This window comes from Nocardiopsis sp. LDBS1602, from assembly GCF_035818715.1.
GTDB classification, from domain to species: domain Bacteria; phylum Actinomycetota; class Actinomycetes; order Streptosporangiales; family Streptosporangiaceae; genus Nocardiopsis; species Nocardiopsis alba.
The window spans coordinates 1,385,001-1,397,891 of record NZ_JAYLVW010000001.1 but is presented as its reverse complement, the minus strand read 5'-3'; the positions used below and the strand labels follow the sequence as shown (position 1 = coordinate 1,397,891).

Annotated in this window: 13 protein-coding genes and 1 tRNA gene; 8 read left to right on the top strand and 6 right to left on the bottom strand. The window is 67.5% G+C overall.

Annotated features, from left to right (window positions below):
- The first annotated feature begins 3 nt into the window (after positions 1–3).
- Positions 4–897 carry a prenyltransferase gene (locus U9J66_RS06395; protein WP_161112502.1) on the top strand — a complete coding sequence of 298 codons (894 nt, stop codon included), beginning with the start codon at positions 4–6 and terminating at the stop codon, positions 895–897.
- 46 nt (positions 898–943) lie between these two features.
- On the opposite strand, the gene U9J66_RS06390 is transcribed toward U9J66_RS06395, so the two are convergent.
- The gene (locus U9J66_RS06390; protein WP_326337289.1) at positions 944–1,654 is read right to left on the bottom strand and encodes a maleylpyruvate isomerase N-terminal domain-containing protein; all 711 of its coding nucleotides are present in this window, start codon (positions 1,652–1,654) and stop codon (positions 944–946) included.
- Between the two features lie 187 nt (positions 1,655–1,841).
- Between U9J66_RS06390 and pyk the strand changes: the two genes are divergently transcribed.
- Positions 1,842–3,272 (top strand): pyruvate kinase, encoded by a 1,431-nt coding sequence (gene pyk / locus U9J66_RS06385; protein ID WP_026124910.1) that lies wholly within the window; start codon positions 1,842–1,844, stop codon positions 3,270–3,272.
- Between the two features lie 118 nt (positions 3,273–3,390).
- On the opposite strand, the gene U9J66_RS06380 is transcribed toward pyk, so the two are convergent.
- A complete protein-coding gene (locus tag U9J66_RS06380; protein WP_017534049.1) occupies positions 3,391–4,341 on the bottom strand; it encodes a DUF1266 domain-containing protein in 951 nt (316 codons plus the stop codon).
- A gap of 253 nt (positions 4,342–4,594) precedes the next feature.
- A complete protein-coding gene (gene bla, locus U9J66_RS06375; RefSeq protein ID WP_193789602.1) occupies positions 4,595–5,494 on the bottom strand; it encodes a class A beta-lactamase in 900 nt (299 codons plus the stop codon).
- A gap of 129 nt (positions 5,495–5,623) precedes the next feature.
- Between bla and U9J66_RS06370 the strand changes: the two genes are divergently transcribed.
- From U9J66_RS06370 to U9J66_RS06355, 4 genes are read left to right on the top strand one after another with little or no spacing between them, the layout of a single operon-like run.
- Complete coding sequence (locus U9J66_RS06370) at positions 5,624–6,490, top strand: LysR family transcriptional regulator (protein WP_014908293.1); 867 nt, start codon at positions 5,624–5,626, stop codon at positions 6,488–6,490.
- Complete coding sequence (locus U9J66_RS06365) at positions 6,487–7,389, top strand: serine hydrolase (RefSeq protein WP_326337287.1); 903 nt, start codon at positions 6,487–6,489, stop codon at positions 7,387–7,389. Before U9J66_RS06370 ends, U9J66_RS06365 begins: the two co-directional genes overlap by 4 nt.
- Before the next feature lie 47 nt (positions 7,390–7,436).
- On the top strand, positions 7,437–7,835 hold the full coding sequence (locus U9J66_RS06360) for a helix-turn-helix transcriptional regulator (RefSeq protein WP_042280960.1): 399 nt from the start codon (positions 7,437–7,439) through the stop codon (positions 7,833–7,835).
- Positions 7,836–7,869: 34 nt separating this feature from the next.
- On the top strand, positions 7,870–8,331 hold the full coding sequence (locus U9J66_RS06355; protein ID WP_042280957.1) for a VOC family protein: 462 nt from the start codon (positions 7,870–7,872) through the stop codon (positions 8,329–8,331).
- 49 nt (positions 8,332–8,380) lie between these two features.
- On the opposite strand, the gene U9J66_RS06350 is transcribed toward U9J66_RS06355, so the two are convergent.
- The 3 genes from U9J66_RS06350 to U9J66_RS06340 all read right to left on the bottom strand — a co-directional run bounded on the left by U9J66_RS06350 (position 8,381) and on the right by U9J66_RS06340 (position 10,198).
- On the bottom strand, positions 8,381–9,187 hold the full coding sequence (locus tag U9J66_RS06350; protein WP_326337286.1) for a transcriptional regulator: 807 nt from the start codon (positions 9,185–9,187) through the stop codon (positions 8,381–8,383).
- A 39-nt stretch (positions 9,188–9,226) separates the two neighbouring features.
- Positions 9,227–10,033 (bottom strand): LAGLIDADG family homing endonuclease, encoded by an 807-nt coding sequence (locus tag U9J66_RS06345; RefSeq protein ID WP_326337285.1) that lies wholly within the window; start codon positions 10,031–10,033, stop codon positions 9,227–9,229.
- A gap of 91 nt (positions 10,034–10,124) precedes the next feature.
- Positions 10,125–10,198, bottom strand: a tRNA-Leu gene (locus tag U9J66_RS06340).
- 160 nt (positions 10,199–10,358) lie between these two features.
- Between U9J66_RS06340 and U9J66_RS06335 the strand changes: the two genes are divergently transcribed.
- Complete coding sequence (locus U9J66_RS06335; RefSeq protein WP_014912456.1) at positions 10,359–10,928, top strand: ANTAR domain-containing response regulator; 570 nt, start codon at positions 10,359–10,361, stop codon at positions 10,926–10,928.
- 378 nt (positions 10,929–11,306) lie between these two features.
- Positions 11,307–12,881 carry a branched-chain amino acid ABC transporter permease gene (locus U9J66_RS06330; RefSeq protein WP_017534043.1) on the top strand — a complete coding sequence of 525 codons (1,575 nt, stop codon included), beginning with the start codon at positions 11,307–11,309 and terminating at the stop codon, positions 12,879–12,881.
- Positions 12,882–12,891 lie beyond the last annotated feature (10 nt).

Genomic DNA, 12,891 nt, shown 5'->3' with positions numbered 1-12,891 from the left:
GTTGTGACCTGGGACTCCTACCGCGCAGCAGAGCACTTCATCATGCGCAGCGCCCGGCTCGTCGACCGGCACCGCTTCGCCTACCACTTCCAGTCCGGACCGGCGGAACCCGTGCGTGCCGCCCTGGTCGCCCACCGCAATCTCGACGGGGGTTACGGCAACAGCCTCGACCCCGACCTGCGTGGGCACTCCAGCCAGCCCGTGGCCACCGAACTGGCCCTGCGCTACCTCGACGAACTGGGAACGATCCCCGAGGATCTCGGCTACGGCGTCTGTCGCTACCTGACCTCGGTCTCCAACGACGACGGAGGGCTGCCCGACGTGCTGCCCAACGTCCGCCACACCGAGGCCGCGCCCTGGTACCAGCACACCACCGACTTCTCCAGTCGTCTCGACGTCACCGCGAGCATCACGGGGTTGCTGCACAAGAACCACATCACCCACCCGTGGCGCGACCACGCCACGGCCTTCTGCTGGAAGAGGATCGACGCGCTCGGCTGGACCGACCCGCACGAGGCCATCGGCATCTGCCGATTCCTCCAGTACGTGCCCGACCGGCCACGCGCGCTGACCGCGATGAACCACCTGTCCACCATGATCCGCGCCGTCATCGACGTGCATCCGCGCGCCACCGGCCACGTCCACACTCCGTTGGACCTGGCATCGCACCCCCACCACATCGCCCGGCCCCTGTTCACCGACACCGAGATCGAACACAACCTCGAGGTGTTCGAGGACCAGCAGCGCCCCGACGGGGGCTGGGACGCCTGCTGGGACCACTGGGACACCACCGCGACCTTCGAACGCGAAGGGATGCGCACCATCCAGCGCCTGCGCATCCTGCGCGCCTACGGACACCTGGTCCCGGACCTCCCCCGGCCGCGCCGCGCCCGTTGACGACGTTCCGCTTCCGGCTCCGGGGAGGGGCCGGAGGCGGAACACCTCAGCCCAACGCCGGAAGACGCGCCCCGGCCGCCTCCAGAACGGAACGTTCCACCCGCTCCGACGAACGCCCCGTCACCGCGCGCACGGCCGCCACCGTCGCCTCACCGCCGTCCCACACCCCCGGCAGCACCCGCTCCAACGCGTCACGATCCGCGGCCCCGAACAGGACATCGCGGACCAGGACCAGCCCCTCCGGGGAGATCCACGGATCCCGGCCTAACGCGTCCGCCAGGTCCAGCCCGTGCAACGACAGCTCCATCACCCGCGTCACCAGGTAGTCCGTCAACGTCATCGCGTCCCCATGCCGGGTCCGCACGGCCCGGTCGAGCGGCTCGACTGCCAGACGCGCCGACAGCTCCCGCCGGACGCGACCCAACACCCGCCCCGGCTCCCCGGCGTCCGACCGCCGGGCCGCCTTCTCCACCGCGCTCTCCACCCGCGCCCGGTTCACCTCCGGGGAGAAACGGACCTCGGGCCGGTAATAGCCGAAGGCGGACACCGACACCTCCGCGGCGGCGGGGGAGGGGCCCTCCAACGCCACCGTCGTCTGGTACAAGGAGCCCACCGTGTGGACCGCCAACGCCGCCACGTCCCACGGAGGACACCGAGTGGTATAGACCGCCTCGCGCTCCGACAGGCCCGAAAGGGCGTTTTCCAAAGAGGTCGCCTCGGCCGACAGAGCGGCCAGGACACGGTCACGTTCGGACACCACTGAACCCTCCGAAGGATGACGAGAACCCTGACAGGGCAACGATCCCAGGCCTCCCGCCACCCCCGGAGCGCACCCCCTGGCCCTCACGGAGGGTCACCGAATTCACCCCCGCAGCACCTCGTATACGACGGATCGCAACCTGGTTTAGACCACTTCATCCTCCGAACGCTCTAAAGTGATACGTGTGACACGTAGAGCAAAAATCGTCGCGACCCTGGGACCCGCCACCTCGAGCCCGGAGACCCTCCGGCGTCTCGTGGACGCCGGTCTCGACGTCGCGCGACTCAACCTCAGCCACGGAACCCACGATGACCACCTCGCCGGTCTGACCAACCTCAGGCAGGCCGCCAAGGACGCGGGCCGGGCCGTCGGCGTCCTCGCGGACCTCCAAGGCCCCAAGATCCGCGTCGGCACCTTCCCCGACGGGCCCATCGAACTCGCCGAAGGCGACGAGTTCACCATCACCACCGAGGACGTCCCCGGCGACTCCACCCGGGTCTCCACCACCTACAAGGGACTCCCCGGCGACGTCCGCCCCGGCGACCGCGTCCTGATCGACGACGGTCGCGTCGTGCTGGAGTGCACCAAGACCACCAGCACGGACGTCCAGACCCGCGTCATCTTCGGCGGACCCGTCTCCAACCACAAGGGACTCAACCTCCCCGGAGTGGCCGTCAGCGTCCCGGCTCTCACCGACAAGGACGAGGAGGACCTGCGCTGGGCCCTCCACCAGGGCGTCGACATGGTCGCCCTCTCCTTCGTCCGCAGCCCGGCCGACGCCGAGGAATGCCACCGCATCATGGACGAGGAGGGCATCACCGTCCCCCTCATCGCCAAGATCGAGAAGCCCCAGGCGGTCGAACGCCTCCACGACATCATCGAGGTCTTCGACGGTGTCATGGTCGCCCGAGGCGACCTGGGCGTCGAGCTGCCCCTCGAGAACGTTCCCATGGTGCAGAAGCGCGCCATCGAACGCTGCCGCGACAAGGCCAAGCCGGTCATCGTCGCCACGCAGATGCTCGAGTCCATGATCGGAGCCCCCCGGCCCACCCGCGCCGAGGCCTCCGACGTCGCCAACGCCGTCCTCGACGGAGCGGACGCCGTCATGCTCTCCGGAGAGACCAGCGTCGGCAAGTACCCCATCGAGACCGTCGAGACCATGGCCCGCATCGTCGGCGCCGCCGAGCAGGAATCCCTGCGGGCCTCGCACATCCTCAACCGGGTGCCCGAGACGACCGGCGGGGCCATCGCCCGCGCCGCGGCCGAGATCGGCGCCACCGTCGGAGCCAAGGCCCTGGTCGCCTTCACCATGTCCGGTGAGACCGCGCGGCGCCTGGCCCGCTATCGCTCCCCCATTCCGCTGCTGGCCTTCACCACCGAGGCGAGCACCCGCGGACGGCTCTCCCTCACCTGGGGAGCCGAGACCAACCTGGTGCCCTGGGTCGACAACACCGACGACATGGTCCGCCAGGTCGAGAGCGAGCTCCTCCGTCTCGGCGACTACAACAAGGGCGACAAGATCGTCATCGTCGCCGGAAGCCCGCCCGGAACCCCCGGTTCCACCAACTTCCTGCGCGTCCACCGCCTCGGAGACACCGTCTCCCTGAGCAGCTGACGCACGGCGCCACGACGGCGCACCCCACGGGCCGCATCAGGTCCGGCCCGGAGCTCGGCGTATGAGCCGCGCCAGAGCGTTCCGGGCCGACCGGTGCGGTCGGCCGGAGACGCGGGGATCACTCCTGACCGGAGGAGACCCCGCCCTCGAAGGACACCCGTTCCAACGGCATGTCCCACGGCAACAGATTCCAGGGACTACGCGGATCCTCGTCCAGAAGCCCCAGCGCCACCCACACCCGATCCGCGTCGCCCTCGTCGATCTCCACCCGACGATCCGGCCACAGCAGATAACCGGCGTGGAACGCCGACGACAACCGCCCCCACGAGGAATAGCGGCGCTGGAGATCCGAGGCCACCCGACGCAACAACGTCTGCGTCTCCACCGGACTCAACCAGTCCAACGTCGCCCCGCCGCACACCAGCCGGATGACGTGCACCGACTTCCACCACTGGTAGGCGCCGATCATCACCGTCTCGTCGCCCTCGGAGACACCGGTCACCGTCCGCAGACGCGTCACCTGCTCGGACGTCAATCGCACCATCGCACCGGTGTCCGCGCCACCGTCGGGAAAACGCGACCGGGCCAGCCCCGCCTTCAGGTCCACCACCAGATCCAGGCTCGGACCGTTGCGCAACTCCTCCAACAGACCGTCGACCGCCGCCAACAGCGAATCACGGTCGACCACGCCCCACTGGCGCTCCAACATCCTCCGATAACGGCGACGCAGACTCGGACGGGCCACCACGTCCCACGGCTCGGCCAGGGCCACCCGGAACGGGGCGGCCACCGCGGCCGCCCACCGCTCGGTGCTCAAGGGGGCGTCGGGTGTCTTGGTGCGGATCGTGGGGTGCTCCCGCGCCCCCACGACCAGTTCGGCGAACGAGCCGCCGGCCAGGACGGCCAACGGAACGAACGACCAGCCGGGAAGATCCAGGGCGACCAGCGCGACCGCGAACAGGGCCACCGGAGCCCACAGCCACGGTTGACGACGCCGGGACCCCCAGGCCACCACGACCCAGGCACCGATCACCAGCGCGCCGATCACCCCGGCCACCGCGGTCAACACCCGCTTCCCCTCTCCTCGCGCAAGCCCGTCCGGACCGGGCTTTCCGCATCAAGGATCAGGGACATCGAGTGTTCTCGGCGCCCTGAGCCACAGGTTGTACTCAGGTTGTGGCCGTGATGTGACCGGTTCAGGCCGCTGGGATCACTTAAAAGTGACAAAAGGCCTATTACGGGTCGAAAGGGCTGGGTAGATACGAAGGTTCCGGCCGCACACGACCCGGCGACCGGAACCCCGCGAGAACCTCGGAAACGCCCTACCCGAGCGCCTCCACCACCACCTCGGTGGCCTCCGCGATCAACGAGTCCTGAGGCTCGGCGTCCTCCACCTCCATGGTCGACAACACCGCCAGCACGATCGGATCGCCCTCCTCCGGCCACACCACCGCGATGTCGTTACGCGTCCCATAGCCGCCGGTCCCGGTCTTGTCGCCCACGACCCAGCCCTCGGGCACACCCGCCCGGATCACGGCGTCGCCCGTCGTATTGCGCACCAACATGTCCACCAGGACCTCACGACGATCCTCCGGAAGCACGTCCCCCAACGTGAACGCCTCCAGACTCCCCGCCAGAGCCTCCGGAGTACTCGTGTCCCGCTCATCACCCGGGACCGCCGCGCTCATATCCGTCTCATACCGGTCCAGGGTCGTCACATCGTCCCCGGTCAGCTCCTCCAAGGACTCCGTGAACCCCTCGGGGCCGCCCAACTCCTCCAACAACAGGTTCGCCGCCGCGTTGTCACTGAACCGGACCGTCGCGTCGCACAACTCCAACAACGACATCCCCGTCCCCACGTTCTCCTCGGTGATGGGGGAGTGGGACACCAGCGCGTCCTCGTCATAGGTGATCACCCGCTCCATCTCCTCCAACGAGTTCTCCGACAACACCACCCCCGCCAACAACGACTTGAACGTCGAAGCGAAGGCGAACCGCTCATCCTCTCGGAACTCCACCTCCTCACCCGAACCCGTGTCCAACGCGTACACACCCAGACGCGTGTCGTACTCGGCCTCCAAGGCCTCGAACTCCGCCTCCACGTCCACCAGCGCGTCCGCCGACGACACCTCCTCCGAAGCGCCCTCCCCGGCGGTGCCACAACCCACCAAAGGCACCAAGGCCAACGCCGCGACCAGGCCGGACCGCACAGGACTCCACATGACAAAGACCCCCAGGAGATCGAGAGAACGGACCGGAGCCGGCCCGCCCCCGTAGTCTCACCACACCCCGCCCATGCCGTCCAAGACGGAAACGATCAATCCCATGCGTTTTCGGTATGATCCCACCTCATGGACCTCGTAGGAGCCTGCGTCGCCTTCGTCCACGTCAGCGACCGAGGCAGCTTCACCCACGGCGCCGCCGCCGCGCGCATCCCCCAACCCGTCGCCAGCCGACGCATCGCCGCACTCGAGAAACACCTCGGCGCCCCCCTCTTCGACCGCTCCACACGCCACCCCACCCTCACCCAGTTCGGACACGCCGTCCTCCCCGCCGCACGCCGCCTCATCGACCTCGCCCACACCCTCGAACACGACGCCGCCACCGCCCGCCGCACACCACTGCGCATCGCCGTCCCCACCACCTGCACCACACTCGACCTCGCCCACCTCACCGCCCACGCCCGAGAACACGACCTCAACCTCGAACCCCACCCCGCACCACCCGCCCAACGCACCCACCTCCTCCACACCCACCAGGTCCGCACCGCCCTCACCGCCGTCCCACCCGACCAGGCCCACTGGAGCGCCCCCCTCGGCCTCGCCGCCCACCGACCCCCCGCCGCCCACACCCTCTACCTCGAAACCCTCCGAGCCGGCCGCACCGACACCACACCCCGCCGACGCCTCTGGATCCAACCCGAGGACGACACCCCCCACATCCGCGACCCCCTCACCCGCACCGGCACCTCACTCGGACTCCACCCCGCCCAGATCACCCTCGCCACCGACCTCAGCACCGCCACCGCCGAAGTCCTCACCAGCGACGACCTCCTCCTCTGCACACCCGCCCAAGCAGAACGACTCGACCTCCACTGGCGTCCCATCGGAGAGATACGACCCACCCGCGACCACACCATCACCGGAGAACACGCCGAAACCCTCCGCACCCACCTCCACCCGCACATCGCCCGCTGCCTCGGAGCCCACACCCCGTGATCACCCACCACCTGCGCACCGAACTCGACGAAGCCGGCCTCCACGCCTCCTTCCTCGTCCGCGACCTCCACACCGGACACGAGATCGGAATCGACCCCGACACCGAATACGCCACCGCCTCCCTCGTCAAAGTCCCCCTCGCCCTCGCCACCCTCCACCGCATCCACCAAGGCGAACTCGACGGCGCCACCCGCATCGAGATCACCCCCGCCCCGGCCGTCACCGGACCACCCGGAACCGGCCCCTTCGGCCTCAGCAAATTCCGCCACCCCGTCACCATCGCCATCGACGACCTCCTCCACCTCAGCACCTGCCTCAGCGACAACACCGCCGCCGAAGCCCTCTTCGACCTCACCCCGCCCGAGACCGTCGACCGCCTCCTCCGCGAACACGACATCCACGGCATCACCGTCCGCCACAGCATCAAGAGCCTGGGCTCCACACCCGCCGAGCGCCTCGCCCCCGACGAGAACCACCTCGCCCAGACCCTCGCCATCCGCGCCGGCACCGACGGACGCGGACACGACATCCCCCAACTCGACGTCACCCTCGCCAACTCCGGCTCCGCCCGAGCCCACATCGAACTCCTCCAAGCCCTCTGGCGACCCACCGCCATCCACCCCGACGTCGCCCGACGCGTACGCGGACTCATGGCCGACAACGCCATCCGCCACCGCCTCGCCCCCGACTTCACCACCGACGCCTCCACCTGGGCCTCCAAGACCGGCACCGTCCTCAACCACCGCCACGAGATCGGCGTCGTCGAACACGAGAACGGCGAGGTCTACGCCATCGCCGCCCTCACCGCCTCCCAGGTCCCCTCACGCCACCAACCCGCCGCCGAAGCCCTCATGGGGCGCGTCGCCCGCACCCTCCGCGACCACCTCCGCTCCGTCTGACCCCGCCCCTACACTCGGCCCGCCACCACCGAAGGAGACGGCCGACCATGAACCGCGAACGCGAAAGACAGAACCTGCGACTCCTCCGCGCCCGCGACGCCATGGACCGCGACTACGCCCACCCCCTCGACGTCCCCGCGCTCGCCCGCCTCGCCCACCTGTCCCCCTCCCACTTCACCCGCCTCTTCCGCGACACCTTCGGCGAGACCCCCTACCGCTACCTGCGACGACGCCGCCTCGAACGCGCCTGCGCCCTCCTCCGCGACACCGACACCCCCGTCACCGACATCGCCCTCATGGTCGGCTTCGAAAGCCTCGGCACCTTCAGCCGCACCTTCACCGAGGTCATCGGCCGCCCACCCACCCGCTACCGGGCCGAAGTGGCACCCGTCCACGTACCCGCCTGCTTCATCAAGGCCTGGACCCGACACGGCGGTTTCGGATAAGCACATCCCCACCCCCTCGGCATAGCGTTCGAACATGTTCACAGGCATCGGCATCACCTCCATCCAGGTCCTCGACCAGGACGAGGCCCTCGACTTCTACGTCGGCACACTCGGATTCCGGGTATCGAGCGACGTCGACCTCGGCTTCATGCGATGGCTCACCATCGCCCTGCCAGACGACCCCGACCACGAGATCCTCCTGGAGGTCCCCGGACCACCCGCTCTCAGCGAGGAGACCGCCGCCCGGGTACGCGACCTCACCACCAAGGGCGCCCTCGGGCTCGCCGCCGTCCTCGACACCGACGACTGCCGCGCCACCTACGAGGAGCTCCGCGCCAAGGGCGTCGAGTTCACCCAGGAACCCGTCGAACAGCCCTACGGCATCGACTGCGCCCTGCGCGACCCCTTCGGCAACCACATCCGCGTCACCCAGCGCACCCCCATGAAGGAGATCACCGAGGAGGTCCGCAAGCGCTGGGAGGAGAGCGAGCGCTGAGCGTCCCCGCCCGCCCGAACGAGAAGGACGGATCGTCCGGGCGGGCGGCTCAGTACTCGGGCCCCACGAAGCCGTCCATCCGCGCCACCGCGTCCCGCTTGGACACGGATACGACATGCAGGTCACGACGCGGTTCCTCGCGACGTTGCACGTGCCTCTTCCAAGCGATGCCCAGCCGATCCAGGGCCTCGGTGAACAGCTCCACGATGTCGACCGAGACGTTCACGAACTGGTACCTCGGATACTCGTAATGCGTCCGCCCGTCCTTCGGCGTCTTCCGTTTCACCCGGTTGACCAGACGACAACCATCGGAGTGGATCAGGCCACGGACGAAGGGTCCGGTGTGCTCGTCCACGATCCGTCGCTGCCAGGGCTCCAGGACGATGCGGCGTTCGTGCTTCTTGCCGGGGCCGTGTTGGGGGAGAAGACACGGCCAGTGCTTCCAGTTCCCGTGCACCTCGGTGCAGCCTTGCGAGGGAACCCGGGAGACCACGTGATCCGGACGGATCAGCGCCAGAGCCCGGGCACACTCATCGATCAGCCCGGGCCGGTCGTCGGAGCACATGATCCGTAACCGCCAGACCCCCTTGGTCGGATCTCCCGCCGGGGTCAGACAACCGTCCCCCAGATAGAGCCCCAGAAGATAGGCGTAGGCATCGGGCCTGGAGGGAGGGCGGGGGATCGGCTCGCAGCGGGGGCAGAGGTCGGTACCGAGATACCTGTCCACGAGAGAACGGTCTCGAGTCCACTCGCGGAGGGTGGAACGGTCGATCCCCGTCCGCCGGCTCACTTCGGTGGAGGAGATTCCGGAATCGAGCAGAGAGACGGCCAGGCGCCTGTCATGAGGTGAGTACATAGCGTGCATGTTCGCTCACGCATACGACATTCCCGGAGGTCAGTACTTGGGTCCCACGAAGGTGTCCATCCGCGCCACCGCGTCCTTGCGCGAGATCGAGACGATATGGGCGTCCCGGTAGCGGGGCATTCGCTTGTTCACATGGATCTTCCACGCGATGTCCAGTCGGTCCAAGGCGTGGGTGAAGATGTCGATGATGTCCGTCGACGCGTTCGTGAAGTGATAGCGCGGGTACTCGTGGTACTCCTCTTCGGCCCCCGAGGAGGCCTTGCGTATTCGGTTGATGACACGACATCCATCGGAGTGGACGAGGCCTCGTATGAGGGCCTGCGGATGTTCGTCCACGATCCGTCGCTGCCAGGGTTCCAAGAGGATGGGGCGGTCGTGCTTCTTGCCGGGGCCGTGCTGGGGAAAGACGCACGGCCAGTGCTTCGACGCGGCCTTGATCGCCGTACAGCCCGGCCGGTCGGCCATGAACACCTTGACCGGGAAGACCGCTTCGATCGCCGCTCGACAGTAGGCGATCAGTTGGGGGTACTTCTTGTCATAGAGGATCCACAACGTATGGACGCCGGGCCTGTTCTTGTTCTCGGTGATATGGCCATCGCCCAGATACGCGCCGAGAAGGTAGGAGTAGGCCTCCTCGTGGAGGGGCCCCGTCGAGCACCTGGGGCAGTACGTGGTTCGATCCGCTCGCCTGGCCTCGACCTCGGGGCCCCGGCGGGTGCCGTAGCGCCAGTGACGGAGAGCGCGTAGGGAGACACCACATCGAGCGGCGATCTCTTTGTCGGTCAGGCCTTGGGCCTTGAGTCGGAAGGTCTCGTCGACGATCTCGCGTGAGTACATAGCGTGCATGTTCGCTCACGCATACGACATTCCGATTTGGAGGCCTCTGAACAGCAAGAAAGCCACCCGCGTATGGCGAGTGGCCGATCTGTGCCCCGAGTGGGATTCGAACCCACACTGTATGAGGTTTGAGCTCATCTTCTCTGCCGGTTGGAATATCGGGGCGAGTGCACTTGTCAAGTGTTTCTCTGAAATTTTTCTGCTGTCGGTTCCGGTGACGCGCGGTCAACGGTGGGGTCACGATCGACCGGCATTGCCGGGGCCGACGAACAGCATACTAGCGGATCTCGGTAACCTCGTATACGTGACGAGGACGCAGAGCCGTGTGGTGATCGCGGAAGACGAGGCCCTGATCCGCCTGGATCTCAAGGAGATGCTCGAAGAGGACGGCTATGCCGTCGTGGGCGAGGCCGGCGACGGGGAGGCCGCCATCAGGCTTGCCCGGGAACACCGTCCCGACCTGGTGATCACCGACATCAAGATGCCGGTGCTCGATGGACTGACGGCCGCCGAGCGGATCGCCGCCGAGCGGATCGCCCCGGTCGTGATCCTGACGGCCTTCTCCCAGCGTGAACTGGTGGAGCGCGCGCGTGAGGCGGGGGCGATGGCCTATCTGGTCAAGCCCTTCAGCAAGTCGGACCTGGTGCCGGCGATCGAGATGGCCACCTCCCGTTACGCCGAGTTGGCGGCGTTGGAGGCGGAGGTGGGCGATCTCCAGGATCGTCTGGAGACGCGCAAGGTCGTGGAGCAGGCCAAGGGGCTGTTGCAGAGCCGGCACGGGATGAGCGAACCGGAGGCGTTCCGGTGGATCCAGAAGAATTCGATGGATCGCCGGCTGACGATGCGCAAGGTCGCGGAGACCGTGGTGGAGACCCTCGGAGGTCAGAAGGGCTAACGAAGGTTCCGTAGGCGGGCTGAACGCCCGCCGTGGATCGGATCGATCAGGGGCCGTGTCCCGTGTGGGGCGCGGCCCCTTCTTCGTGTGCGCGGGTTGTTCCGTGAGTGGTCGTTCGGACACCGACGGTGGGTTCACGTCCCTGATCAGTTCGTGTTCTCGGCATATTTCTGAACGGGTGTTCAGGGTCAATGCGTATCCCGTACCGATTTGATATCGCTTGCGCACAATGGGGTGACGGTTGGGTCACGTGGCTTAAGCGGCGCTGAATGGTCGGCATAAATCGGGCTAAACTCACCGCACCGAACAGCTAAAGGACAGTGGCCCCCGAATCCTCATATAGGGGTGCCACCTACCTCAGATGCGCAAGGAGCGCGCGTGCGCACACGCCTCGTGACCGTGTTGCTCGCCCTGATCACCGCATTCCTGGTGATCCCGGGGGCGGCGGCGACGGCAGACGAAGAGGGCGGTGAATCGCTGCACGGTCAGATCGTTCAGCCTGATGATCGTGATCAAGGTGTCGAGGGCATCGAGATCACGGTCTTCCAGGAGGGCGACGAGATCGTGGCGGCGGCCACCGACCCCGATGGAATGTGGGAAGCGGAGCTGCCCGGACCGGGCACCTACCGTGTGGTGGTGGACCAGGAGTCCATCCCCGACGATTTCGCCGTTCGTGAGACGCCGATGCTCTCGAACGGTGAGGCGGAGGTCGAGGTCGAGTCCGGAGACCGGCGGCCGTTCATCGTTCTTCTGGACGTGGCCGGGGCCTCGTCGGGTGCGGAGGCCGAGCGGTCGGAGTCTCCCTCTCCGGACGACGAGGCGACCGAGGGCGACGACGAGGGGTCGTCGGCCGAGGACGAGTCGGTGGAGGTCGAGGGCGTCAGCGGCGGCTTCGGCGAGCGCTTCGTGCAGCTGACCGCGGCCGGTCTGCTGTTCGGCCTGGTCATCGCGGTCTCCGCGATCGGTCTGTCGCTGATCTTCGGGACGACGCAGGTCATCAACTTCTCGCACGGTGACATGGTCACCTTCGGCGCGATGATGGCGTTGCTGTTCAGTTCGGGCGCGGCCGGTATGGGCAATTCGCTGTTGGCGATCTTCGCCGGTCTGGGTGTGGCGGTCCTGTTGGGCGCCTTCATGGAGGGCAGGCTCGGCCGTACGGTCCTGGTCGCCCTTCAGTGGGTGTCGGTGATGGCCGGTATCGCCCTGGCGACGGTGCTGGGCGTCTTCTTCCCGGATCTGGGGTGGAAGGTGCCGCTGTGGGCGGCGGCCGGTATCGCGGTGGTCATGGGCGCCGTGTTGGGCGGCTCGTTGGAGCGTTACCTGTGGCGTCCGCTGCGCAAGCGCAATGTCGCGCTGATCCAGATGTTCATCGTCTCGATCGGTCTGGCGTTGGTCCTGCGGCACGTGATCCTGGTGATGTTCGGTGCGAACCGGTCGCGTTACGCGGGTTTCCAGGTGCAGGAGCTGGTGCACATCGGGCCGATCTCGATGCCGCCCCGGGATCTGGTGATCATGGGCGTGGCCGTGGTGGTCCTGGTGCTGGTGGCGTGTCTGTTGCAGTTCACGCGGATCGGAAAGGCGATGCGCGCGGTCTCGGACAACCGGGATCTGGCGGAGTCCTCCGGTATCGACGTGGACCGGGTGACGCTGTACGTGTGGCTGCTCGGTGGCGGTCTGGCGTCGCTGGGCGGTGTGCTCTTCGGTTTGAACCAGGTCGTCGACTACGAGATGGGTTTCCGTCTTCTGTTGCTGATGTTCGCCGCGGTGATCCTCGGTGGTCTGGGCACGGCGTACGGAGCGATGGTCGGCGGTATCTCGGTCGGTCTGGTGGCGATGTTGTCCACCCTGTGGTTCCCCACGCAGTTGATGCAGGCGTGGGCTCTTGCCCTGATGATCCTCATGCTGTTGGTCAGGCCTCAGGGTCTGCTCGGGCAGCGCGAGCGGGTCGGCTAGGAGAGGTTGA